This is a genomic window from Kangiella sp. M94, assembly GCF_054926195.1.
In genome coordinates, this window is record NZ_CM142903.1 from 1,552,265 (window position 1) to 1,577,247 (window position 24,983).

The 24,983-nt window shown below is 45.1% G+C and carries 21 protein-coding genes; 5 read left to right on the forward strand and 16 right to left on the reverse strand.

The features are described 5' to 3' along the window. Positions 1–134: 134 nt before the first annotated feature. Positions 135–1,175: a Vgb family protein gene (locus ACYTXU_RS07095; protein WP_462205921.1), complete on the reverse strand. Its 1,041-nt coding sequence runs from the start codon at positions 1,173–1,175 to the stop codon at positions 135–137. A 71-nt stretch (positions 1,176–1,246) separates the two neighbouring features. Next, positions 1,247–2,413 (reverse strand): dipeptidase, encoded by a 1,167-nt coding sequence (locus ACYTXU_RS07100; protein ID WP_462205922.1) that lies wholly within the window; start codon positions 2,411–2,413, stop codon positions 1,247–1,249. Positions 2,414–2,561: 148 nt separating this feature from the next. Here ACYTXU_RS07100 and ACYTXU_RS07105 point away from each other — a divergent pair, with 148 nt between their 5' ends. Beyond that, a complete protein-coding gene (locus tag ACYTXU_RS07105; RefSeq protein ID WP_462205923.1) occupies positions 2,562–3,017 on the forward strand; it encodes a winged helix DNA-binding protein in 456 nt (151 codons plus the stop codon). A gap of 213 nt (positions 3,018–3,230) precedes the next feature. Here ACYTXU_RS07105 and ACYTXU_RS07110 read toward each other — a convergent pair whose 3' ends face one another. The 7 genes from ACYTXU_RS07110 to ACYTXU_RS07140 form a co-directional block, all read right to left on the reverse strand. Next, on the reverse strand, positions 3,231–4,220 hold the full coding sequence (locus ACYTXU_RS07110; RefSeq protein ID WP_462205924.1) for a hypothetical protein: 990 nt from the start codon (positions 4,218–4,220) through the stop codon (positions 3,231–3,233). A 101-nt stretch (positions 4,221–4,321) separates the two neighbouring features. After that, a complete protein-coding gene (locus ACYTXU_RS07115; RefSeq protein WP_462205925.1) occupies positions 4,322–4,819 on the reverse strand; it encodes a DUF3592 domain-containing protein in 498 nt (165 codons plus the stop codon). A gap of 27 nt (positions 4,820–4,846) precedes the next feature. Next, a complete protein-coding gene (gene prpF / locus ACYTXU_RS07120) occupies positions 4,847–6,031 on the reverse strand; it encodes a 2-methylaconitate cis-trans isomerase PrpF (protein WP_462205926.1) in 1,185 nt (394 codons plus the stop codon). A gap of 420 nt (positions 6,032–6,451) precedes the next feature. Further along, positions 6,452–9,043, reverse strand: coding sequence for a Fe/S-dependent 2-methylisocitrate dehydratase AcnD (gene acnD / locus ACYTXU_RS07125; RefSeq protein ID WP_462205928.1), 2,592 nt, complete (start codon positions 9,041–9,043; stop codon positions 6,452–6,454). Between the two features lie 502 nt (positions 9,044–9,545). Beyond that, on the reverse strand, positions 9,546–10,685 hold the full coding sequence (prpC, locus tag ACYTXU_RS07130) for a bifunctional 2-methylcitrate synthase/citrate synthase (RefSeq protein WP_462205930.1): 1,140 nt from the start codon (positions 10,683–10,685) through the stop codon (positions 9,546–9,548). Positions 10,686–10,704: 19 nt separating this feature from the next. Then, entirely contained in the window at positions 10,705–11,589 is an 885-nt protein-coding gene (gene prpB / locus ACYTXU_RS07135) for a methylisocitrate lyase (RefSeq protein WP_462205931.1), read from the reverse strand. Between the two features lie 352 nt (positions 11,590–11,941). Further along, a complete protein-coding gene (locus ACYTXU_RS07140; protein WP_462205933.1) occupies positions 11,942–13,447 on the reverse strand; it encodes a fumarate hydratase in 1,506 nt (501 codons plus the stop codon). Between the two features lie 175 nt (positions 13,448–13,622). Here ACYTXU_RS07140 and pabB point away from each other — a divergent pair, with 175 nt between their 5' ends. From pabB to ACYTXU_RS07160, 4 genes are all read left to right on the forward strand, one after another. Next, positions 13,623–15,041, forward strand: coding sequence for an aminodeoxychorismate synthase component I (gene pabB, locus ACYTXU_RS07145; protein WP_462205934.1), 1,419 nt, complete (start codon positions 13,623–13,625; stop codon positions 15,039–15,041). Continuing rightward, entirely contained in the window at positions 15,034–15,597 is a 564-nt protein-coding gene (locus ACYTXU_RS07150; RefSeq protein ID WP_462205935.1) for a CoA pyrophosphatase, read from the forward strand. The genes pabB and ACYTXU_RS07150 overlap by 8 nt, the downstream gene beginning before the upstream one ends. Before the next feature lie 128 nt (positions 15,598–15,725). Continuing rightward, the gene (locus tag ACYTXU_RS07155; protein ID WP_462205937.1) at positions 15,726–17,099 is read left to right on the forward strand and encodes an L-serine ammonia-lyase; all 1,374 of its coding nucleotides are present in this window, start codon (positions 15,726–15,728) and stop codon (positions 17,097–17,099) included. A gap of 193 nt (positions 17,100–17,292) precedes the next feature. Further along, the gene (locus tag ACYTXU_RS07160) at positions 17,293–18,189 is read left to right on the forward strand and encodes a TIGR01777 family oxidoreductase (protein ID WP_462205938.1); all 897 of its coding nucleotides are present in this window, start codon (positions 17,293–17,295) and stop codon (positions 18,187–18,189) included. Between the two features lie 43 nt (positions 18,190–18,232). Here ACYTXU_RS07160 and ACYTXU_RS07165 read toward each other — a convergent pair whose 3' ends face one another. From ACYTXU_RS07165 to ACYTXU_RS07195, 7 genes are all read right to left on the reverse strand, one after another. Next, complete coding sequence (locus tag ACYTXU_RS07165) at positions 18,233–19,786, reverse strand: amidohydrolase family protein (protein WP_462209379.1); 1,554 nt, start codon at positions 19,784–19,786, stop codon at positions 18,233–18,235. Positions 19,787–19,895: 109 nt separating this feature from the next. Further along, complete coding sequence (locus ACYTXU_RS07170; RefSeq protein WP_462205940.1) at positions 19,896–20,807, reverse strand: 5'-nucleotidase; 912 nt, start codon at positions 20,805–20,807, stop codon at positions 19,896–19,898. 57 nt (positions 20,808–20,864) lie between these two features. Further along, positions 20,865–21,593, reverse strand: coding sequence for an MlaA family lipoprotein (locus ACYTXU_RS07175; protein ID WP_462205941.1), 729 nt, complete (start codon positions 21,591–21,593; stop codon positions 20,865–20,867). 88 nt (positions 21,594–21,681) lie between these two features. Continuing rightward, positions 21,682–22,467 (reverse strand): HvfC family RiPP maturation protein, encoded by a 786-nt coding sequence (locus ACYTXU_RS07180; RefSeq protein ID WP_462205942.1) that lies wholly within the window; start codon positions 22,465–22,467, stop codon positions 21,682–21,684. A 13-nt stretch (positions 22,468–22,480) separates the two neighbouring features. Further along, entirely contained in the window at positions 22,481–23,326 is an 846-nt protein-coding gene (locus tag ACYTXU_RS07185) for an HvfB family MNIO-type RiPP peptide maturase (RefSeq protein ID WP_462205944.1), read from the reverse strand. A gap of 77 nt (positions 23,327–23,403) precedes the next feature. Continuing rightward, positions 23,404–23,784: an HvfA family oxazolone/thioamide-modified RiPP metallophore gene (locus tag ACYTXU_RS07190; protein ID WP_462205945.1), complete on the reverse strand. Its 381-nt coding sequence runs from the start codon at positions 23,782–23,784 to the stop codon at positions 23,404–23,406. Positions 23,785–23,957: 173 nt separating this feature from the next. Next, positions 23,958–24,983, reverse strand: coding sequence for a tetratricopeptide repeat protein (locus ACYTXU_RS07195; RefSeq protein WP_462205946.1), 1,026 nt, complete (start codon positions 24,981–24,983; stop codon positions 23,958–23,960).

Below are 24,983 nucleotides of genomic sequence, written 5' to 3' on the forward strand. Positions count from 1 at the left end.
AGATAGTTAAAGTTAGATGCCAATGTGTGCAGAAGGGTTTAGTCAGGTTTAAAAAAGAACAGGAATGTTGGATTTCATTCCATTGGGCCTCCCCCTTGGGAACATCCCAACCTACAAAAGAACTATATAGTAAACTACTCCTTAGACTTTTTCTCTCCCTTAACCTCACCCTTGGCAATAAATCCGGTATCAATACCAAACCAGAAAGCATCTTCATTTGCGTCATAATACATATGACGAATAGAGCCACCTTCTTTAATCACGGTGCTGCTGATAAATTTTTCAGCTGTGGTATCAAAGCCAACCATCACATTCGGGTAAGGCCCTGTCTGGGCAATCCAGATCACACCATCATCATCCAGCGCAGTGCCGTAAGGACGACTACCCTCGCCTGCTGGCAACATCCACTCTTCAAAGGCTTCCTCTTCTGGATTATAGCGACCTAAAAAGCCGCCCATAAAGTCCACATACCAAACGTTTCCATCTTCGGTAATTTCCAAACGGCGTGGACGTGCATTGTCGCGAGGAATATCCACCTCAGTCAAAGCCATATCGGCTTTTTCAACAAAAGCTAACTTGTTGGTGCCAAGTAAGACTGACCATACATTGTTGTTGCTATCGGTTTTAACACCATAAGGACGTGAGCCATCTTTGCTCATGGTGACAAAACGTACATCACCCGACTCAACATCAAGATGACCAATCGCATTCGAATGCTGCGCGGTAAACCAGATATTCTCATCAGCATCAAATACTAACGTATGCGGATCTTTAACCGCATCAGGCATAGGAAATTGCTTAATGTCACCCGACTCAGGATCGATACGACCAATATGCCCATTGCGATTGCCCGCGTACCAAACATAACCATCGCTATCCACAATCAAATTATGTGGATGGCTACCCTCAGGCACCTCAAACTTGGTCATCTCACCCGACTCAGGATCAAGACGCGCAATATAATTATCCGCCTGCCCACAGAACCACACCATGCCATCCGGCGCCACAAAAGGATCACGCGGCCGCCCACTCCACTCAACCTCGTAAGCCGTCACTTCAAGCAATGATGGAAGCTCTGACAAAGGAATCGTCTTATCTGCAGCTTGCGCTGAAATGGCAAACGAACTAGTGAGAAATAGCGAAGAAATAAAATACTTAAAAGAAGCGTGAAACATAAAGAACTCCTGTAATGAAACACAGGAGTTCAGTATAGAGGGAAAAAGTTATAGGGGCAAAGACGTGCGTATCACTTCCAAACTTCACGCATTAAGTTGTATGCATTGAGTCCTAAAACCTTCTCAATCCTAGTATTACTGTGCCCCCTTTCGGCTAGTTTGTTGGCAAGCAAGTAAAACTGTTCAGGCCCAACGATATCAGGCATAAAGTTCAAATTACCAAGCTTTTCACCAGCCGCGGCAGCGCCATTATCAATACGATGCTGCGTCATCTTATCCGTGCTTTCACGAACGCTATCCATGTCATCAATCCCTGTGTAACCACCGTCAGTGCCAATAGCCACGTGATCTTCACCACAGACATTAATGGCGTGCTCAATGTGCGCCACTAAATGATCTGAGTTAGCTTTGCTGTCTGGTGCCAGGAAAGGCATAAAGTAAACACCAAACAGTCCGCCTTTATTGGCCAGCATGCGCAGTTCTTTGTCAGTTTTATTGCGCGGGAAGTCAGCCAAAGCACGACAACCGCTATGGCTAATGGTAACCGGCGCTTTACTCTTTGCTATCGCTTCTAGACAGGTACGCTCACCACTGTGGCTCAAATCGATTAAGACATTGGCTTCATTCATCTTCTCTACCGCCTGATGACCAAACTCAGTGAGCGGTAATCGTGGACTGACATTAGCGCCGCCGCCAATCTGATTCTGGCCATTGTAGGTCAACTGCATAGTAAGTACGCCAAGATGTTTAAAGGTATCGACATGATCAAGGTTATTACCGATGACATGGCTGTTCTGGAATCCCAACGTCACAGCAAGCTTATTGTCTTTTTGCGCTTGTATGATGTCGTCAAATTTTCGAACCAATGTCAGCACATCAGCATTCGCATCAATCAATTTGTGATGCTGACTGAGCATACTCACACTAGTCTCAAATACGTCATCGCCAGGATACGCTGGGAAAGGAGCGCCAGTAGTTTGGCGGTAACAACTTAGGCCACTCGCTAACACATCGCGTCTCAAGCGTTCCGACATCCGCCAGTTATCCAAAATACTGCCACCCGGATCATTAATGTCATACAACACACCTAAACCATCAAAAACAAACCAGTCGTTGTATTGCTGTTTGCTAATGATAGTTTGGCTAGTCGTTGAAGCTAATAAGTTACTAGCGCTTAATTTCAAGCCAACAGCCGTTGCAGTCATCACAGAGTTCGTTAGAAAAGACCTTCTATTCATTGGTATTAATCCCTATGTTCGATTTTCTAGACACACACTTTATAATTCGCAATATATTGCGCAACATGTTACATTAATTCCTGAAATTAAGTCAATGCATGATTGATCTGAATAAAACAATGAAATTAGAGAGGCGGTTAAAGAGAAAATGAATGGTAAAGCACTACTGGGTAAACGCGCAGAAGATCTGAGCAACCTCATTGAACAACAAACCCAACCTATTTTCGATAGCCTGGGAATTATTGTCCCAATCAAATCCTGCTCTACCCTGCTCAGTCTAATAGAGCTAGAGCAAGCATCGTTAGCCGAACTCGCCAGAAAACTGGAACAGTCACACCAACTGGTTAAACAAAAGCTACCAAAACTAATCAAGCTCGGACTGATTCAGCAACAACCGGATAAAGAAGACAAAAGACGAACCCTCTACTCCCTAACAAGCAAGGGCAAAGAACAGAGTCAAAAGATAAAAGAATACCTCAAACAATCAGAAGTTTTAGTTGATAGTATTTCGAAAGATATTGGTGTGGATATTTTCAGTGCAATTGATCAGGCAATAAATTCAATGAAAGATAGAAGCTTGTGGGAGAGATATGGAAAAGAATAAGAAGAGACACGAAACTTAACAAGGACGTAACATAGAAAAACTCCTGTAGTTAGACACAGGAGTTTATGAGGGGAAATTAAGAGAAGAGCAAAGAGACAGTTGGCAAACAATCAACACTTGTCATCCCGTGGCGCCTGAGGCACTACCTTCGTTCGCTTATCACGGGAGCCAGTCACATGTAATAACTGGTGTATCTCGGCACATAAAGTCTTGTTACTCTAACAAACCTTTACGCTCTAATAAGCTTAATCCTTTGACTGTTGCGGTATAAAGAGTTGCCCCGTCCATATATCCTATTTCTTCGATATATTTTTGATTATTTAATTTATCCAAAACAATCCTTACCTTTGAAACCGAAACGCCCAACTCACTTGAAAGATCAGCAGCTGAAAGCCCCGCTCCTTCACCCATCTCAGATATATTAGCTATAACCTGTGTGTCAATATCATCTAAATCAAAGTCTTCCTTATGTACTTTTTCATATATTTTTTTTGTCCCGGATTGCTTTACTTGTTTTACATTTTCAAGACTGCCATCCTCGATCAACTCATCTAAGTATGAATTAAGTATTCTTTTACTTTCCTCTGTGAATGAACTCCACTCTCTAACACCAAATAAGTCATCTAGTGAAAACTGCCCTCTCTCTCTTTCATTGACTAAACTTACCAGGCCCTCCTTAGTTATTGATAATTTGTCTTTACTTTTACTCTCTTCGGAACTAATTTCACTAGAACCAATTTGACTTTTCAGCTTTTTAATTTCTTCATTTTGACTTGTGATTGTTCTTTGTAATTGAACCGTATTTTCTAAATATTTTTCTCGTAAGCTTGCAATTTCAACTCTTAACTGTCTGGATTCTTCTACAGAAAGAAGCATTTCGTTCTCTTGTTGCTGTTTTATTTTTTTGAGTTCTCGCTGAATTTTCAATGAAAACTCATAAACAGGCTTAGCAATATAAGGATATGCGAATATGTATAGCGCTGTTAGCATGGAAGGAAAAATAAAATAGCTTGCTCCCCAAAATAACTGCTCACTCCAGTATTCTGAAATAAATACAAATTTTCCTGACAGTTCCTCTGAAGAAAAAACTATGATGATTAATTTATAGTTCCACACTAACCAAGAACAAATGAATGCTCCTAAAAGCGGACTTGAAGATCTATCGTAAAGATATGCTTTTATTGATTTAATTATGTCCTGCATTGACATCTCTCCCCATAAAAGTCTAAAACTATCCCACAAAAAAAGCCGCATGTTAAGTGCGGCCTTAATGCAAATATGACTTAAAAGTCCATACCGGGCAATCACTTATCGTCGAGAACCCCATCAAAATACAAAGGTCCTCGCTTTTGTTTATTCAATGGAATCGATAGTTTTTTGAAGATTGATGAAACCTGAGGTGCATCTGGATCATAGTAAATCATTACTGGCTTACCTACCTGATATTGCTCTAGAAACTCTTCAGCTTCTTTGTGAGTAGATTGGTTGATCAGAACCAGGGCCAATTGCTGGCCATGATAGGTTTTACCGTCAATCTCATAGGTATATTCGATATGGGGTTTGTAGGATGTGGTATTAATGGTAATCGTATTAGAAGGGCTATGTTCTATCTTAACTTCTGTACTTTTAATGAAACCTGTCGTTCGTTGCCAGTGCTTATAGTTATCTAAGCTTTCATCGGCATATTCTTTAAATGCTTTTAGAGGCTTCTTTAAAAAGTTAGCCATTAGTCTTAATGCAAATACAGAAACAAGAAGGAATATCCCTATTCCAAATACTGCGGCTAACTCTTCATTCGACATATTTCATCCCTTTTTCTGTTTCTATTTCTAAAAACAATCGCCCGGCACTCTGACCCAGCCTTCCATTAAGACACGTGCACTACGACTCATGATAACTTTTTTGGCGACCCAGTCATTGCCTTGCTTTTCGGTTTCGGCGCCTACTTTAAGCGTGCCTGATGGATGCCCGAAGGTGACGCCTTGGCGATCTCCTCCACCTGCGGCGAGGTTGACCAGTGTGCCGGGAATGGTAGCTGCGGTTGCGATGGCGACAGCGGCGGTGCCCATCATGGCGTGGTGCAGTTTGCCCATGGATAAGGCACGGACGTTAAGGTCGATATCGCTAGCTTTGATTTGTTTACCGCTGGAGGATATGTAATCGGCTGGCGGTGCTACGAAGGCGACTTTCGGTGTATGTTGGCGATTGGCTGCTTCTTCGATGTCTGAAATTAAACCCATTTTAACTGCACCGTGCGCTCGAATGAGTTCAAACATGAGCAAGGCTTTACCATCGTTATTGATCGCTTCCTGTAGCTCTGTGCCGTTGTAATTGACTTCGTTGGCGTTGAGGAAAATGGTTGGAATACCGGCGTTAATCATGGTCGCTTTTAATGTGCCGATGCCGGGCACTTCCAGATCGTCAACCAGGTTACCCGTTGGGAACATGGAACCTTCACCATCGGCAGGATCCATGAATTCAACTTTGACCTCTGCTGCTGGGAATGTCACACCGTCTAGTTCGAAATCACCTGTTTCCTGCACTTCGCCATTGGTGATTGGAACATGTGCAACAATGGTTTTCTCGATATTGGCTTGCCAGATACGAACCACGGCGACACCATTGTCTGGAATACGACTTGGGTCAACCAGCCCGCTGCTGATGGCGAACGAGCCAACCGCCGCGGTCAAGTTACCGCAGTTACCACTCCAGTCTACAAAAGGCTTGTCGATAGAGACCTGACCGAAAAGATAATCCACATCATGATCAGGCTTAGTGCTCTTTGACAGGATGACAGTCTTGCTGGTGCTTGAAGTAGCGCCACCCATACCGTCGGTGTGCTTGCCGTAAGGATCAGGACTGCCGACAACCCGTAGCAATAATTTATCACGCGCTTCGCCCGGTACCTGGGCTGCTTCGGGTAAGTCAGTCAGGTTAAAGAATACACCTTTACTGGTTCCGCCACGCATGTAGGTGGCTGGGATTTTAATTTGTGGAGGAAACTTGTTAGGCATCATTACACCTTATTTTATTAGTTTGGTAGGGGCGCACCTATGTGTGCGCCCGACTATTTTTTAAAGTCACTGGATCCCGCGGTCAAGCCGCGGGATGACAAGTCTTTTAGTTCTGTCGTAGCCTCGAAGGAGCAAAGCGTCTTCGAGGTTTATGTCTTGAGTTAAAAACGCTGGGATTCGTTTCACTCATCACCAGCCTACAACAATATGGTAGGGGCGCAGGGTCTGCCCCATTGGGTACCTGTGTGTGCGCTCGATTATTTTCTCAAGAGCAGATTCTGACTTTCGTCAGAATGACAATCCTTTATGGATTTGCTCGCTGCCCCCTACTTATAGGTTGGGTTAGCCATAGGCGTAACCCAACTTTCTCAATTACAGTCACGGAATCCCGCGGTTAAACCGCGGGATGACAGAACATTATTAAGCATTCCCACTCAAGAAATCTTGTGCGAATCGCTGCAACACGCCACCAGCCTCATAGATAGAAACTTCTTCTGCGGTGTCGAGGCGGCATTTCACTGGGATTTCTACTCGCTCGCCATCTTTGCGGTGCATGATGACTTTGAGGTTTGCCCCTGGGCTGACTTCGCCTTCAACGTCGTAGGTTTCTGTGCCGTCGATGTTGTAGGTTTTGCGTGTTTCGCCGTTGGTGAATTCTAACGGTAATACGCCCATGCCGATCAAGTTGGTGCGGTGAATACGTTCGAAACCTTCGGCGACGATTACTTCAACACCTGCGAGGCGTACGCCTTTGGCGGCCCAGTCGCGTGATGAGCCTTGGCCATAGTCTGCACCGGCAATTATGATCAACGGTTGCTTGCGTTCCATGTAAGTTTCAATGGTTTCCCACATGCGCATTTCTTTGCCTTCTGGCTCAAGACGCGCTAAGGAGCCCTGTTTAACCGAACCATCTTCGTTGCGAACCATTTCGTTCAACAATTTTGGGTTGGCGAAAGTGGCGCGTTGTGCGGTTAAATGGTCACCACGGTGGGTTGCATAAGAATTGTAGTCTTCTTCCGGCAAGCCCATTTTGTCGAGGTAGGCACCTGCTGCGCTTGATTTTTGAATCGCGTTGGATGGTGACAAATGATCGGTTGTGATGTTGTCGCCTAACACTGCCAATGGACGCATACCTTTCATGGTGCGCTCGCCTGCCAATGCGCCTTCCCAATACGGTGGGCGGCGAATGTAGGTGCTCTGCGGACGCCAGTCGTAGAGCGGTGTGCTTTTCTCACCCATATCGACTTTAATATCAAACATTGGCTCATAAACCGCGCGGAACTGTTCCGGCTTAACGTTATCTTTGATGATCGAATCAATTTCTTCGTCACTTGGCCAGATGTCTTTTAGAGTGACTGGGTTGCCGTCTTTATCAGTTCCCAAAACATCTTTTTCGATATCAAAACGAATGGTACCGGCGATGGCATAAGCCACGACTAATGGAGGCGACGCCAGGAAAGCCTGGTCAGCGTGCGGATGAATACGACCATCGAAGTTACGGTTACCAGACAGTACTGCAGTCGAATACAAATCGCGTTCTTCGATTTCCTGTTTGATCTTTGGATCCAATGCGCCACTCATTCCATTACAGGAAGTACAGGCGTAACCGACGACACCAAAGCCAAGATTTTCAAGTTCTGGTAATAAGTTTGATTCTTCAAGGTAAAGAGTTACCGCTTTTGAGCCAGGTGCCAATGATGTTTTCACCCAAGGCTTACGGGTTAAGCCTAATTTGTTAGCGTTACGCGCGATCAAACCGGCAGCAATCATGTTGCGTGGGTTACTGGTATTGGTACAGCTAGTGATGGCAGCGATAATACAGGCGCCATCCGGCATTTTGCCTTCTTCGGTTTCGATATGTTTGGCGATACCTTTGCTGGCCAGATCGGACGTTGAAACTCGCGCATGTGGATTCGAAGGGCCTGCAATGTTGCGTCCCACTGAGGATAAATCAAAGGTCAGTACACGCTCGTATTCTGCACCGGTTAAACCATCCGCCCATAAGCCAGTTTGCTTGGCGTAGGTTTCAACCAGTTTTACATTCTCATCATCACGACCGGTTAGTGTTAAATAATCAATGGTTTGCTGATCGATATAGAACATGGCGGCGGTTGCGCCAAACTCTGGTGTCATGTTGGAGATAGTGGCGCGGTCGCCTAAGGTTAAGTGCGAAGCTCCTTCGCCGAAGAACTCAAGGTATGAGGAAACGACGCGTTCGTTACGCAAGAATTCGGTAATCGCTAATACGATATCAGTACTGGTGATGCCCGGTTGTGGTTTGCCTTTTAATTCAACACCAATAATGTCCGGAAGACGCATGTATGAAGCACGACCTAGCATTACGCTTTCCGCTTCAAGACCGCCCACACCGACTGCGATAACACCTAATGCATCAACCATTGGCGTGTGGCTGTCAGTACCGACTAAAGTATCAGGGAAAGCAACGCCGTCGCGTGATTGAACAACAGGCGACATACGCTCTAAATTGATCTGGTGCATAATGCCATTGCCCGGTGGGACAACGTTGACGTTTTCAAACGCTGTTTTACACCAGTTAATAAAATGGAAGCGATCTTCGTTACGACGATCTTCAATGGCACGGTTTTTTTCGAAAGCATCTTTTTCGAAGCCTGCGTGTTCAACCGCTAACGAATGATCAACGATCAACTGAGTCGGAACCACAGGATTGACTTTGGAAGGATCGCCGCCCTTCTCCGCGATGGCATCGCGCAAACCCGCCAAATCCACAAACGCTGTTTGCCCCAAAATATCGTGGCACACAACGCGCGCAGGAAACCATGGAAAATCCAGATCACGCTTACGCTCAATCAGCTGCTTCAAGGAGTCCGTCAGCGACTCAGGATCGCAACGGCGCACCAAGTTTTCAGCAAGGACTTTTGAGGTGTAAGGAAGTTTATCGTAAGCACCCGGTTGGATGGCTTCAACCGCTTCACGCGTGTCGAAGTAATCTAAGTTAGTGCCTTCAAGTTTCTTTCTGTAATTTGTGTTCATAAGTTTCCACACGATTGTGTTTGATGGATTTGGTTTTGTTGTTGCTAATAGTTACTTTGTAACCCAACTCTATTCTTTCAAAAGCCAAGAGCAGATCCTGATTTTCATTCAGGCAGGCAATTCTCCAGGAATTGCTTGTGACTAAAAGGAATGCCCTTGGTACATTCCCCACATCCCTGTGGGTCAGATGACATGTCTGTTGGTTCTGTCGTAGCCTCGAAGTAGCTAAGCGTCTTCGAGGTCTTAAATCTCTACATGGTAGGGCGCACCTGTGTGTGCGCCCATGTACAACCTTGTAATACCCTGCACCCAAGGGCAGGCTTCGCTCGGATTCGCAGTGCTGGGTCTGCCCCTTGGGTGCATCGCCAGCCTACAAATTCGCTACTTATAGGTTGGGTTTACCCAAAGGGGCAGACCCAGCCTTGGCGTAACCCAACTCTTTCAATTAAAGTCACTGGATCCCGCGGTCAAGCCGCGGGATGACAGCTATTTAAAAAACATTTTAACGTTTGTCGATTGGAACGAACTTCTTATTCTCCGGCCCATTGTAGTTGGCACTTGGACGAATAATTTTGCCATCAACACGTTGCTCCATAACATGCGCTGACCAACCGGTGATGCGCGAGATTACGAAGATTGGTGTGAACATGGCTGTTGGGATGCCCATTTTGTTGTACGAAACGGCTGAGAACCAATCAAGGTTAGGGAACATTTTCTTTTCGTCCCACATGACTTGTTCCAAACGTTCTGCAACGTCATACAATTTGGTGTCGCCCTGCTCTTCTGACAATTCTTTGGCAACTTTTTTGATCACTTCGTTACGTGGATCGGACACTGTATAAACTGGGTGGCCGAAACCGATAACGATTTCTTTGCGCGCCAAACGTTCTTTGATGTCAGTTTCTGCATGGTCGGCACTGTCATAACGCATTTGGATATCCAGCGCGACTTCGTTGGCGCCACCGTGCTTTGGACCACGTAATGCGCCGATACCGCCACAGATTGCTGAGTACATGTCTGAGCCTGTACCTGTGATCACGCGGCTGGTGAAGGTTGATGCATTGAACTCGTGCTCTGCGTACAGGTTCAATGAAATTTGCATGGCGCGCACCCATGAGTCTGGGCATGGCTCGCCGTGTAACAAGTGTAGGAAGTGACCGGCGATTGACTCTTCGTCAGTTTCCAGGTCAATGGCAACGCCGTTGTGCGAGAAATGATACCAGTACAATAACATTGAAGGGAAAGATGCCAATAGACGATCAGCAATATCTTTTGCTTCGTTCATCGGCTGGCTTTCGCGCTCCGGTAATACAGTACCCAGCATTGAACAGCCGGTACGCAATACATCCATCGGATGTGCGTTAGCTGGAATCAATTCCAATGCGTCTTGAACTAAAGCAGGAAGACCACGAAGCGCTTTTAATTTGCGCTTATAGTTGGCAAGCTCTGCTTTGTTTGGCAACTTGCCATGAATCAATAGATGGGCAACTTCTTCGAACTCGCAATTTTCTGCTAAGTCTAAAATATCGTAGCCACGGTAATGTAAATCGTTACCGGTGCGGCCTACAGTACACAATGCGGTATTTCCTGCCGCTACACCAGACAGTGCTACGGATTTTTTTGGTTTTGGTAAATCTGACATGGTTAACTCCTAGTCTGTTTTATTTCTTTTTGGCTTTTTCTTGCGCGAATAATTCATCGAGCTTTTGCTCGTATTCGTGGTAGCCAAGATAGTCGTATAATTCTTCACGCGTTTGCATGATATCTATCACGTCGCGCTGATGTCCTTTCGCCATAACATCTTTGTAGAAAGTTTCCGCTCCTTTATTCATGGCACGGTATGCACCACAACAATATAAAACGATATCGACACCAACACCTGCTAGTTCGTCACAAGAGAACAAAGGTGTTGCGCCAAATTCTGTGATGTTGGCAAGGAATGGAGCTTTAACGTGCTTACGGAAGGTTGCATAATCTTCCAGCGAGCGCATGGCTTCCGGGAAAATCATATCAGCACCGGCTTCGATACAGGCATTGGCACGATCAATGGCAGACTGCATGCCTTCGACGGCTAACGCATCGGTACGCGCCATGATGACAAAGTTTTCGTCGGTACGCGCATCAACGGCAGATTTAATTCGATCAACCATTTCTTGTTGGCTGACGACTTCTTTATTAGGACGATGGCCACAACGCTTAGTTGCCACCTGATCTTCCATATGGAAACCGGCAGCGCCCGCTTTGATGAGGCCGCGCGTGGTGCGAGCGATGTTGAATGCACCACCGAAACCGGTATCGATATCAACCATTAATGGCAGTGAACATACATCTGTGATGCGACGGATATCAACCAGCAAATCTTCAGCGGTTGAGATGCCAAGGTCTGGCATGCCTAGTGAATTAGCGGCAACACCACCACCTGATAGGTAAATGGCTTTGTGACCAATTTTTTCAGCCATACGCGCGGTATAAGCTGTGATGGTTCCCATTAATTGTAGCGGATGGTTTTCTTCGACCGCTTTACGAAATTTTAAACCTGCACTCATAATATAAACCTTCTTGTTTCTTGGGGTGCATCACGACGCACCCTACGCATTTAATTTTTATTAAAAACTCAAGCTGAAAATTAACAACTAATCATCCGCCATAAGTCTCTTAATACGTCTTCTAATCACAATCAACTTTTTTAATGTAGAGTAACAAACTAATGCTGACAATATAGTAAGAAAAACACCTAATAATGTATCTTCCTTTAGTTTATATATGCCAAGTGCGAATGTTGGGACTGCAAATATGAGCACATAGAAGTTGTAGTCCTGTACTTCTTTAAGAGCCCTATATTCATCGACTTTGCTGTACTTTTCCCTTCGCACTATTATCACTCCAAATAAATTATTCTTAACTCGCTAACTTAACCTTCCAAACCGCCGGACCAGTCTTGTGGACGCTTTCACCTTCAGAATCCACCGCCACGGTCACTGGCATGTCTTTTACGTCAAATTCATAGACGGCTTCCATTCCCAGTTCTGGGAAGGCGACGACTTCTGAATGTTTGATCGCTTTTGAAACCAGATAGGCAGCACCACCGACGGCCATTAGATACACCGACTTGTGTTTCTTGATGGCTTCGATGGCTTCATCACCGCGCTCTGCTTTGCCGATCATGCCCAGTAAGCCGGTTTTGTCGAGCATCATGTCAGTGAATTTATCCATACGCGTTGCGGTTGTTGGGCCGGCTGGGCCTACCGCTTCATCGCCGACTGCATCGACTGGGCCGACGTAGTAAATAAATCGATTAGTGAAGTCGAGGCCTTCTGGCAAGCCTTCGCCTGAATCGAGTAAATCTTTAATCTTTTTATGCGCTGCATCACGGCCGGTTAGAATCTTGCCGTTTAGCAACAGAACCTGACCCGGTTTCCAGCTGGCCACTTCTTCCGGCGTAATATTATTCATGTCTACACGCTTGGCATCTGCAGCGGCTTCGTATTCCATATCCGGCCAATCTTCAATTGATGGTGGAGTAAGAATAGCAGGCCCGGTGCCGTCTAATGTGAAATGAATATGACGAGTTGCCGCGCAGTTTGGAATCATCGCTACCGGCTTAGACGCAGCATGGGTTGGCCAATCTTTGATTTTGACATCAAGCACGGTAGTAACACCGCCCAAACCTTGTGCGCCGATACCGAGCTTATTGACCGCTTCGTAGATTTCTATACGCAACTCTTCTACGCGATTACTCGGGCCGCGCTTCAATAGCTCCTGCATATCAATTGGATCCATCAAGGATTCTTTGGCCAGTACCATGGCTTTTTCAGCAGTACCACCAACACCTATACCAAGCATACCTGGAGGACACCAGCCCGCGCCCATCTTAGGCACAGTCTCTACCACCCAGTCGACAATCGAATCACTTGGATTGAGCATGACAAATTTAGATTTGTTTTCAGAACCACCGCCTTTCGCAGCGCAGGTCACTTCAACCTTGTCGCCTTTAACCATTTCGACGTGAATCACGGCTGGTGTATTGTCCTTGGAGTTAAGGCGTTTACCTGCTGGGTCCATCAGTACTGAAGCACGTAATGGGTTTTCAGGATTCAAGTAAGCACGACGAACACCTTCATCAACCATTTCCTGAATGGTCATGCCGCCTTCAAAGCGCGCGTCCATCCCTACTTTGACGAAAGCACAGGCAATACCGGTGTCCTGACACACGGGACGATGGCCCATGGCAGACATGCGTGAATTGACCAGGATCTGTTTCATGGCATCTTTCGCCGCAGGGCTTTCTTCTTTTTCGTAGGCTGCAGTTAGCGCCTGGATAAAATCTTTTGGGTGGTAGTAGGAAATATATTGAAAGGCATCAGCAACACTTGCAATAAAGTCTTCTGCTTTAATGGCGGCCATTAAGTCTCTCCCGTGGACGGCTCAGAATGAGTAAATTTGTGCTTCGCTATACAAGAAGCAAACAAACCTCTAAAATCGGCAGAACATTATACAGGCTGGCAATGGCGTTTCCCAAATTTTGGACGCTAATTATTCAGATTTAGCCACCAAATTGACTCTTTTTTAAACTATCTGCATGAAAAACACACAGAACACAGCTCAATTTGTTGAATTTCCTTACAGAGACCCAGCAGCCCTACGCAACCTTTTCTCCTGGTTCGCTAACGAGCCGTGGGCCTTATTGCTGGATAGCGGCAAAACCACTCATCAGGCAGCCCGTTTTGATCTGATTTTAGCTCGGCCACGAGCCACCATTCGCTTTAGCGATGGTAAGACTGAGGTTACTGGCCTTGATCTGAAACTGGGCCATACGCCTTTCGAAGACTTGCGCCAGTTTTATCAGGCTGGTCTTGATGACTACCTGCCATTGCCCAAGGAATTGTCGCGCTTGCCCTTTCACGGTGGCATCGCAGGCTACTGTAGCTATGACCTCGGTCGCTACGTCGAAAAAATCCCAAACATTGCTGAAAAAGATATCCAATTGCCGGAGATGGCCTTTGGTTTGTATGAATGGGGCTTTATTAGCGACCACCAACAGCAAAAATGCTATCTGCTTAAGTTTTCCGATTACTGCGAAACTTATTGGGAAGATATCATTCGTGAGTTCGAAGGCTATTACGAGCAGGCTGAAAAAACGAGCTTTGAAGACTTTCAATTAGCCGACAACTGGCAATCAAATATGAGCCAGCAAAGCTACACTGACAAATTTCAGAAGGTGCATGATTATATTCATGCAGGTGATTGCTATCAGGCCAATCTAGCGCAACGTTTCAAAGCACCTTATCAAGGCCATCCCTGGAATGCTTATTTAAAACTAGCCGAGCACAATCAGGCACCCTTCTCGGCTTATATGAACCTCGAGCAACAACAAATTCTTTCTGTGTCGCCAGAACGTTTCATTGAAGTTAAGAAACAAAAGCACAAAAGCCACGTCATCACGCAACCGATTAAAGGCACCCGACCACGCTCAAAAGATCCGATTGAGGACGAACGCCTATCCGATGAATTGCAAAATAGCGCTAAAGATCGTGCGGAAAATTTGATGATTGTTGATTTGCTACGCAATGACATTGGCCGCAGTGCAGCGATTGGCTCAGTCAAGGTTACTAAACTGTTTGAGCTACAGACCTTTACTTCAGTGCATCACCTGGTCAGTACGATTGAAGCTGATTTGGCACCAAACAAAGATGCCATTGAATTATTAAAATACTGCTTCCCCGGTGGCTCGATTACAGGCGCACCCAAAGTACGCTCGATGCAAATCATTGAAGAACTGGAACCGCATCGCCGCAGTATCTATTGTGGCTCAGTGTTGTATTATGACTTTAGAGGCATGTTGGATTCGAATATCGCTATCCGCACATTAGTCACTGAAAATGATACCATTTACGCATGGGGTGGCGGCGGATTAGTTGCTGACTCCGAGGCGGATAATGAGTATCAGGAAACGCTGCATAAACTGAGTAAAATTTTACCCGTTCTTAAAGATGATTAAACTGATTGATATTGAAAAAGCTCTGGCCCGCGCAAACCAGATCACACCTAAAGAAACTACTCTCAGACCAAGTGCGGTGCTGGTACCGATTGTTGAGCGTGAAGAAGGGTTACAATTATTGCTGACCCAAAGAACCTTCCACTTACGCCATCATGCGGGACAAATCAGCTTTCCCGGCGGCAGCATGGATGACACGGATAAAGACTTGATCCATACCGCACTACGCGAAACTCATGAAGAAGTGGGTATCCCTGACAAGCTGATCGATGTTCTCGGTAAACTTCCATTACAACCTACAGTTTCAGGTTTTATGATTCAGCCCATAGTCGCGCAGGTACAGCACCATTATGAGATGCGACTGTGTGAGGCTGAGGTGGCTGATGCTTTTGAAGTGCCACTTGATTTCGTGTTAAATCCAGATAATCAAAATCACTTTTACAAAGAATACAATGGTCAGCGCTATTCGGTGTATTCGATACCGTATCAGGAGCGCAATATCTGGGGCGCCACCGCCAATATCATTGTCCAGTTTTCGAAGCTTATCCATAGGCTCTAACACTCCCCATTTTACAATAACCTCCTCTTATAAAGCTTCTCTGGTCTGAGTAGCTAGCCATAGCAACTGCTACTTATAGCGAGTACAATCAGGGATATTAATTTTGATTAAATTATTGAGGTTTTACCTTGGCAATTAGCGTTTTTGACATGTTCAGTATTGGTATCGGCCCCTCCAGTTCTCATACCGTAGGGCCTATGCGTGCTGCACACCGTTTTATTGAGTTTTTGGCAGAAAAGAAACTGTTACCTTCGGTAGCCAGAGTTAAATCTGAGCTTTATGGCTCCTTAGGAGCAACCGGTAAGGGTCACGGCTCTGATAAGGCTGTCTTACTTGGTCTTGAAGGTCACCTGCCTGAAGAAATTGATACCGACATTATTCCAGCCCGATTAGAAACGATCCGTGGCGAGAAAAAAATCAAATTGAATAACGAGTTCGAACTCAAATTTAATGAAGAAAAAGATCTCGTTATGCATCGCCGAAAATCGTTGCCGCGACATTCCAACGGCATGATTTTTTATGCTTTCGATAAAGACGGCAATGAGATTGCGAAGAAAACTTATTACTCAGTCGGTGGCGGTTTTGTCGTCAACGAAGATGTTGATGCTGACACACCGATTATGGAAGACGACACCAAAGTAAAATATCCTTTCACTTCTGCAGCAGAACTCATGCAGACCTGTAAGGATGAAGGTATTTGTGTATCAACATTAATGCTGGAAAACGAAAAGTCATGGCGCAGTGAAGAAGAAGTCAAAGCCAAACTACTTGAAATCTGGCGAGTGATGGAAGACTGCATTAAGCGCGGCTGTAATCGCGAAGGCATTTTACCCGGCGGTTTAAAAGTTAAACGTCGAGCTCCCGGTATTTATCGTAAGCTCAAATCAGACTCGAATGAGAATGATGTTTTACGCGCCATGGATTGGGTCGATCTTTACGCGCTTGCCGTTAATGAAGAAAATGCTGGCGGGGGCCGAGTAGTCACGGCACCAACCAATGGCGCAGCCGGTATCATTCCTGCCGTTCTCTTCTACTTTATGCGCTTCCATCAAAACGCTGATGAGAAAGCAGTTATCCGTTTCTTATTGACTGCTGGTGCGATCGGTATTTTGTATAAATTGAATGCCTCAATTTCTGGCGCTGAAGTTGGTTGTCAGGGCGAAGTTGGCGTGGCCTGCTCGATGGCCGCCGGTGCACTGACCGAAGTTATGGGCGGCAGCCCACAGCAAGTGGAAAATGCTGCAGAAATCGGTATGGAACACAACCTCGGCTTAACCTGCGATCCTGTTGGTGGCCTGGTTCAGGTTCCCTGTATTGAACGTAACGCCATGGGCTCTATCAAAGCCATTAATGCTGCTCGCTTAGCATTACGAGGTGACGGCGAACACAAAGTATCACTCGATAAAGTCATTCAAACCATGTGGGATACCGGCATGGATATGCGTGACAAATATAAAGAAACTGCGCGTGGTGGTTTAGCAGTTCATATTATTGAGTGTTAATTTTTTATAAGCCCTGTTCGTGTGTAGGGACAACTCATGAGTTGTCCCTACTCTCAAGCTCCTATTCTCCGCACCTACATCGTTATCTAAATTGAATAAAGTAACATCCAGCTAAAAATTTAACTCCTTCACTTACTTTGCACAGCCAGCTTGTTATACTAATTTAACGTCTTAATGGCTATTGAGGGATTATATGGAAACGGTTTTAATTACAGGTGGTACCGGCTTTATTGGTCGTAATTTGATTCCTTTACTACAGAAGGACAATTATAAAATTATTGTTCTGAGTAGAACTCCTTCTAAATATCAAGACGACTTCTATTTTAAGCATGTCGAGCTGGTGGGAGATCTTGCTGAAGTAAAGCATGCGAATATTGTGATTAATCTGGCTGGTGCGAATTTATCAGCTAAGCGCTGGACTGATAAATACAAACAGGAAATTGTTAACAGTCGATTAAATTTAACCAATGATTTGATCGACTGGATGTCAAATCTGGAGCATAAGCCCCACACCCTAATTAGTGGTTCTGCTATCGGTTATTACGGCCCTCGCGGCAATGAAACGCTAGATGAAAATTCAACCTCGGGCAACGCTTCGGAATTTCAGGTTCGACTATGCTCAAAATGGGAAGATGCGGCCTATCGAGCTGAGAGCCTTGGAGTTCGTGTATGCTGCATTCGCACGGGGGTTGTACTCGGTGACGAGGGTGCCCTGCAACAGATGCTTTTGCCTTTTAAACTTGGGTTGGGCGGTAAGCTGGGCTCTGGAAATCAATACTTTTCCTGGGTTCATATTCAGGATCATGTGCGAGCGCTCAAACACTTGATCGACAATAACAGTCTAACCGGCTCTTTTAACCTAACCGCACCAAATCCTGTTACTAACGAAACCCTTACCAAGACATTGGGTAAAGTCCTCGGCCGCCCTACTTTTATGACGGTTCCCGGTTTTGCTTTGAAACTTGTTATGGGGGAAATGGCCCATATTCTATTGACTGGACAAAGGGTCTTACCGCACAAACTTGAAGAGTCGGGGTTTAAATTTAATTATCCAGAATTGGAACCAGCCTTAACTCAGATCTTGAAATAAAAAAAAGCCTCCGCATCTTGCAGAGGCTTTTACTAGATTAAAATCACTTAGCCTGTTTAGCTTTCTCAACGATAGCTTTAACGTCTTCTCTTAGTTGACGTGCATCAAAAACAATACCATCTTTAATGGTGTATTTTACACCGCCGACTCGTTGCGGCACATTATCAAGCCCCAAACGGTAATGGCCTGTGCCATAAAGAACCTTAAAGTTTGCAATAGGGTTTTCATCGACGATCACCAAGTCGGCTAATTTGCCCGGACGTAATGAGCCAATCTTATCATCCATGCCCAAAGCTTCTGCGCCATTGAGCGTCGCAGATTGAATGACTTCGAGTGGATGAAAACCGGCTTCCTGTAGCAATTCAAACTCTCGAATCAAACCAAAACCAAAGATTTTGTAGATATAGCCTGTGTCTGAACCTGTGGTTACCCGCCCGCCATGATTTTTATAATCATTCAAGAAACTCATCCAGATACGATAATTTTCTTTCCAGTCAATTTCGTTTTGTGTAGTCCAATCGAAAAAGTAAGAACCATGCGAATGACGGTTGGGTTCGAAGAATTCGAGTAGTTTCGGATGAGTATAATCATCATGCCACTCGGCCTCTCGCTCACGCATGACATCACGGCTGGCTTCGTAAATGGTTAGTGTTGGATCGATGGTAAAGTCCAACTCGATCAACTCATCACGCACAGCGTTCCATCGTTCGCTACCCTTTTCGGCAGCCTGTTGCCATAAACGGCCAGCTTCGGTGAAGCGGTGTGATTCATCGTTGTAGTTATATTCGAGCGGATAATCCTGAATAGTCTTATCGGTGAACAGGGCTTCCGGCAAGCCATACCAATGCTCCATTGATGTTAAGCCGAGACGCGCTGAATCCAATGCATTAGTACCATACACGTTCAGTTGGGCATGGTGCATCATAGTGCCTAAACCCTGCTTAGTAGCTTCATCCAATGCGGCTTCCATCATATCTTTCGGTAAACCAAAAAACTTAATTCCGGCTGCGCCTTCGTTAGCAACATGGCGAACCCACTTGCGAGCTTCTTTAGGGGTTGTAATCTCTTTGTTCCAACCCATGCCGAATCCAATGTAAGGCACAATGCGTGGTGCTGTGATCTTGTTCTGTTGACTGAGCTTTTGATGTTTTAGCGTCCAGTCAAGGCCGTTAAAGCTACCCGGTTCGCGCACCGTCGTAATGCCATGCGCCAACCATAATTTCAACGGATATTCAGCCGGTAACCCATCGACACTACCTGCGATATGTCCGTGCATATCAACAAAACCAGGCAGTACATAATGGCCACTGATATCCATTACTTTATCATTTGGACCTGCTTTTGGTCTTTTAGCTTCATTAATTGCAACACCCGGCGCACCAACCGAACGAATACTTTTAATAATGTTACCTTCGATAATGATGTCTACTGGACCAATTGGCGGTGCGCCTTCACCATTGATGATAATGCCGCCACGCAAGATGAGCCGATTAAAAGGACCTTCGCCTTCAGTTCTTTCTGGTGCATCAATAGTAGCTGCTAATGAGGAAAAGCTTGCAAAACATAGAAGTGCTGAGATGAAGTATTTGATACTGATGTTCACACTGATACCTTGCTGATAATTCTAAAAGTATTCAGCAAGATGCCCGAATCAGTCTTAAATATCAAGGAAGGAGGTGTAACGAAGTTTTATGAAGCAAAGCGACTTATTCGGCTTTCTTCTTATTAATGACGCCATTAGGTACATGACCACTGGCAATATGCTCTCTGGCGCGCTCAATATGGCCTTCCTGGTCATCGAAGAATACATCCGCACCAAAGGCTTTAAGGAACCGGGTCTTATCCATGCCACCGAGAAATAAGGCTTCATCAATACGAATATCCCAGTAACGGAGTGTCCGAATCACGCGCTCATGTGCGGGAGCTGAGCGAGCAGTCACTAAAGCAGTTCGGATTGGGCAGTCTTCGGTGCCAAACTCTTTCTGTAGCTTATGCAGTGCTGCCAGGAAGTTCTTGAATGGGCCGCCTTCGAGGGGTTTCTGAGCGGATGCTTTTTCATGCTTGGTAAACTCTTCCAGCCCACCACTTTGAAAAATCTGCTCGGACTCATCAGAAAACAAAACTGCATCGCCATCAAAAGCAAATTTGATGATATCGCTTTCATTGCCTGCTTGAGTTGGCGCCACAATAGTTGCCGCGGCAATACCTGCCTCTATTGCTTGGGTAACATCAACAGGATTGGTGGAAAGGAACAAGTGAGCACCAAAAGCTTCGGCATACAGATAAGGGCTATTACCCGAAGTAAAGGCAGCACGGGTAATATGCAGCCGGTGATTTTCAATAGAGTTAAAAACACGAAGTCCGGTATCGGCACTGTTTCGAGACAGCAGAATGACCTCAACTCGAGGTTTGTCTTCTGCCCCTTCATTCAGAGCCAGTAACTTGCGGACCAAACCAAATGCAGCGCCAGGTTTAAGTAGCTCATCTTCGTGATCGATTTGATATTGGGCGTAACTGTTAACGCCACTTTCCATGTAAATGCGATGGCTTTCTGCCAGATCAAATAAGGCAGTTGACGAAATGGCAATGACTAGAGTGTCTTTAAAATCCATCGGCATAGCTTGGTTATCCTAATAGTATTGCTTGGTTATCCTAATAGTATTGCTTGGGTAAAACTACCAATCTTCGCAATCTTCTTCAAACTCACAATCATCTTCAATCGGTGGACGACCATCGTAAATTAAGAATTCTCTACGCTGCAAATAAGCATCGCGGACCATTGAGTACTCGTCTAATGCTTGCTCCAGCTGTTCTTCCAAAGGTAATAAAGATGCGCGAGTCTGAATCAGATCCAGGGCTCTTAAGCTCCACTCGGTTTGCGTGTCATCCATTTCATCATAGGGGCTATATAAAGCGGTTTTGTCTACAGCAAAGCCAATACCATCACGAGCAGTGGAAGGGCCAATAAAAGGCAGCATTAAATAAGGTCCAGAGTCAAAACCCCAGGCAGCAAGCGTTTGCCCAAAGTCCTCTTCTTCTTTCTTTAGGCCCATTTCCGTCGCAGGATCAAGAAAACCGGCCAAGCCAAGAGTGCTATTAATGAGGAAACGACCTGTATCACGCCCTGCCTTGCCGAATTTGGCTTGCAGGATGTCATTAATAATGGTTCCAACCTCACCTAAGTTACTGAAAAAATTGGAAATACCTTTTTCAACAGGGTCGGGAGTCACTGCTTGATACCCTTCCGCTGTGGGCTTTAGAATAGCTTTATCAATGGCACGGTTAAATTCCCATACGCTGCGGTTGTATTCCTCATAGGGATCTTTGGGGTTATTAGAATCGGTTGTGGCGCAAGCTGATAAGGTTAAAACACCCAAAACCAATATCAATCGGTGAAACGTCATTATTTTTTCCTTTGGTATTCCAATGGCGCAATGATAAAGGTTTCAGTGGATTTGCGCCAGACCTGTTGTTAGAACCGTTGGCCCTGGTTCATGAATTAACTCCCAAAATCACGTCACGCTGCAACAGGCTATCTAACATTTGTTTTCCACCTTCAATGAGCTGTTGGGGGTTGGGAAACTGAGTTTCTTCAGCCAGTTGTTGCAATGCCTGTTGGCCGGTAATTTGCCGCTCCTGCTCCAAGTGCTCCTGGAAAATCTGCAGCAAGCGGTAAGTGAACAGATTAGTTTCCATAAATTCAATCTTATGTTTACGGTCACGGCAAATAATCAGAAAGCTGGGCTGTTCGGGTTTCTCTTCAGGTATATATGCACTGCCGATACGATGCACCGGATATTCGTAGGCCAGCGCTTTAGCTAAAGGTGATATGACGATACTCTGCTCAAACAAGTCGCCATTTCTGTCATGCGGGATGGACAGAATATTGTCTTTATTAGCTAATAAAGCCACCTCCATCCACTCCCAATGAGCCAGCTCCAGCATAAAAGGATAGTCATTCTGCTCTGGCTGGCGATGTTCCGATAAATAGTTTAAAAACTCAGCAGAAATCTCTGCAAAATAAGGTGAATGAGCTCGATACTCAGTAAAGAAGTCTCGCACTATCTGGTGCCATTTATCGTCTGGTGTTAAGGAACGCAAAATCGGAAAGCTACTGGCACAGAAATTCTGAACGTTGTTATAAAACAAATCCTGATAAACCTTCATGCGCCGAGCTTCAATACCTTCAGGCGCTTGATATTTAGAAGGGTTACGCAAATTTTTAGCGAACTCGTATTGGATTTGTTGAAACTTGGGTAGCTCGGAGCCGTTATTCATTGCGCATAAACCTCTAAGCTATGGCTGCTGGGGCTTGCTGATATTTATTCTGTAATACTTTAATTTGCTCTACTTCTTTCAATAACTGGCTCATTTTCGGAATATTAAAATCTCGCTCCAGCAAAGTCGGGAAAACACCAAACTGTTCATAAGCCAGATCCAGTAAGTCCCAAACTTGAGTTTTGACGTCAGAGCCATGGGTATCCACTTTGAGGTCATCTGCTTCATCATAATGACCAGCGATATGACCGTAAGCAATGCGATGTTTTGGCAGAGCTTTTAGAAATTGTTCAGCATCATACTGATGGTTAATACTGTTTACGTAAATGTTGTTAACGTCTAGTAGCAACTTGCAGTCTGCCTCTTCTAAGACCGCTAACAAAAACTCTAACTCGGACATTTCCTGTCCTGGTGCCGCATAGTAGGACACGTTCTCCATAGCGATCTGTTGCCCGATAATATCCTGAACCTGTTTAATACGAGCTGCTACATAATGAACCGCTTCTTCGGTAAACGGAATCGGCATCAAGTCATACATATGACCATCATCACTACAATAACTTAAGTGTTCGCTGTAACACTGAATATCATAAGTCTTAATGAACTCAGCCACCTGTTTGACAAAATCAGTATCCAATGGCGTTGGACCACCTATCGACAGTGACAGTCCATGAATGACAAAGGGGAATCTATCGGTATAGCGTCTAAATTGCTCTTGCAAACGGCCACCGTATGGAATCCAGTTTTCAGGAGCAACTTCCATGAAATCAACATCAGACTGATCCAAAGCGTCATATTCATCAAGAAAGTCTCGACGAAGTCCTAAGCCTGCACCAGTAATGATCTTTTGTTGTTTCACATTCACTCCCAGAGAAATAATGAATCGAAAGGAAAAGTGGCGACAAAGCGCCACTTTAATTGGCTTGACTCAAGTGATTAGCTAGCGCCACCACATTTGCCTTCTTCGGTTTTCTCGGCTTTTTCTTCGCCGCATTTACCTTCTTTGGCTTTATCTTCACCGCATTTGCCTTCTTTGGCTTTTTCGGCTTTGTCTTCACCGCACTTACCTTCACCACACTTGCCTTCGCCGCACTTACCTTCTTCGGCTTTTTCGGCTTTGTCTTCGCCGCATTTACCTTCACCACACTTGCCTTCGCCATCTTTGCCATGGCCATCAAACATAGAAAGGTTATAACCAGATTGCAGGTCATTTAAAGTGAAAGGGTTGTCGCCAGCGGCGGCGGTACCGACTGCTGCAGAAGCAGCAAGCGAAGCAGACACGACAAGGGCTAACTTGGTTTTATCTTTATTTAACATATGACATAACTCCTAACTTGTGGTTTAACTTGTTGTTTAAAAAACTGTTACGAATACAGAATATTCAGGTTTTAGACCAACCTAATCGCTATTTGTTACATAAAATTAATAGCTTAACAACAAATTTCCACTATTCCCTGTGAAAGTCACGTCAAAACAAGGAAGGATCGAACTTAATTCACAGTTTGGTTAATCTCAATGTGAAACTGTTCACCAGGCGTCAACTTATCTAACAACTCAGTTCTACCATATTGGTCACCGGTGCCAGGTTGAGCAATACCTTCCACTGACAAACGAATTTCAACCATAACATCTTGAGCTTGCCATAAATCTACGTCCGGCAGCATCACATCATTGGGAGTCAGCAGCACGCCATTGTAGAGCTCGGTTAAGGCTACTGAACGTACCGCTACGGGAGGCCCGCCAGCTTTAGAACGCACGATAACAAAGGCCTTACTGAACTTTTCCAAAGGCAGCTCAGATAAGTTATCGACAAACACTTTAATGTTATTGGTGCGCTGCAATTTGAGCTGATGCTCAGCTCTGGCAATCTGCTCTTGCATTAACTTTGCAGACTGGCTCCCTGGTTCGCGCATCTCTAAAAGGCGTTGCCAATAGTTAATGGCCGCTTCATAGTTCTGTTGCTTGAACTGATTAACACCCTGCATTAATAAAGCACCGTCATGCCTGGGATCTTTCATGAGAACAAGATTGATATGCCGTTCTGCAGCCTGATAAGCAGCCTGCTCGTTTGATTCCAGAAAATATTGAGCTGCTTGCAAATGACTGGCATCAGTAGGTTCGAGACTGATAGCGCGCACAAATGCCTGGTCGGCTTCTTCAATCTCACCAAACCTTAAAAAGATTTGCCCAAGCTGAAACCACTTTTCCTTATTGTCAGGCTCCATCTCGCTACGCAAGCGTAATTCAGTTAAAAACTCTAGAACCGTAATCTCTTTCTTTTGTGCCCTATCGGCCAACTGTACAAGATCAAGTTCAGCAAGGGACTGGTGCTTCTCAGAAAGCTGTTCCAGCTCGGCATGAGCTCCCATCTTGAAATAGATAAACAGGCTCAAAATACCGCTTACCAACAACATACTGACATACAGTAGCTTTCTATTTGAGCCTTTAAAGACACCACCGAATAGCCAGGCAGCCCAAACAAGAACAATCAGCGCTAATGTGATCCAAGCTACCAT

Excerpts from the sequence above, each read along its gene's own strand:
- ACYTXU_RS07095 (WP_462205921.1), bottom strand. The coding sequence starts at position 1,175 with ATGTTTCACGCTTCTTTTAAGTATTTTATTTCTTCGCTATTTCTCACT.
- ACYTXU_RS07100 (WP_462205922.1), bottom strand. The coding sequence starts at position 2,413 with ATGAATAGAAGGTCTTTTCTAACGAACTCTGTGATGACTGCAACGGCT.
- ACYTXU_RS07105 (WP_462205923.1), top strand. The coding sequence starts at position 2,562 with ATGAATGGTAAAGCACTACTGGGTAAACGCGCAGAAGATCTGAGCAAC.
- ACYTXU_RS07110 (WP_462205924.1), bottom strand. The coding sequence starts at position 4,220 with ATGCAGGACATAATTAAATCAATAAAAGCATATCTTTACGATAGATCT.
- ACYTXU_RS07115 (WP_462205925.1), bottom strand. The coding sequence starts at position 4,819 with ATGTCGAATGAAGAGTTAGCCGCAGTATTTGGAATAGGGATATTCCTT.
- prpF (WP_462205926.1), bottom strand. The coding sequence starts at position 6,031 with ATGCCTAACAAGTTTCCTCCACAAATTAAAATCCCAGCCACCTACATG.
- acnD (WP_462205928.1), bottom strand. The coding sequence starts at position 9,043 with ATGAACACAAATTACAGAAAGAAACTTGAAGGCACTAACTTAGATTAC.
- prpC (WP_462205930.1), bottom strand. The coding sequence starts at position 10,685 with ATGTCAGATTTACCAAAACCAAAAAAATCCGTAGCACTGTCTGGTGTA.
- prpB (WP_462205931.1), bottom strand. The coding sequence starts at position 11,589 with ATGAGTGCAGGTTTAAAATTTCGTAAAGCGGTCGAAGAAAACCATCCG.
- ACYTXU_RS07140 (WP_462205933.1), bottom strand. The coding sequence starts at position 13,447 with ATGGCCGCCATTAAAGCAGAAGACTTTATTGCAAGTGTTGCTGATGCC.
- pabB (WP_462205934.1), top strand. The coding sequence starts at position 13,623 with ATGAAAAACACACAGAACACAGCTCAATTTGTTGAATTTCCTTACAGA.
- ACYTXU_RS07150 (WP_462205935.1), top strand. The coding sequence starts at position 15,034 with ATGATTAAACTGATTGATATTGAAAAAGCTCTGGCCCGCGCAAACCAG.
- ACYTXU_RS07160 (WP_462205938.1), top strand. The coding sequence starts at position 17,293 with ATGGAAACGGTTTTAATTACAGGTGGTACCGGCTTTATTGGTCGTAAT.
- ACYTXU_RS07170 (WP_462205940.1), bottom strand. The coding sequence starts at position 20,807 with ATGCCGATGGATTTTAAAGACACTCTAGTCATTGCCATTTCGTCAACT.
- ACYTXU_RS07175 (WP_462205941.1), bottom strand. The coding sequence starts at position 21,593 with ATGACGTTTCACCGATTGATATTGGTTTTGGGTGTTTTAACCTTATCA.
- ACYTXU_RS07180 (WP_462205942.1), bottom strand. The coding sequence starts at position 22,467 with ATGAATAACGGCTCCGAGCTACCCAAGTTTCAACAAATCCAATACGAG.
- ACYTXU_RS07190 (WP_462205945.1), bottom strand. The coding sequence starts at position 23,784 with ATGTTAAATAAAGATAAAACCAAGTTAGCCCTTGTCGTGTCTGCTTCG.
- ACYTXU_RS07195 (WP_462205946.1), bottom strand. The coding sequence starts at position 24,983 with ATGGTAGCTTGGATCACATTAGCGCTGATTGTTCTTGTTTGGGCTGCC.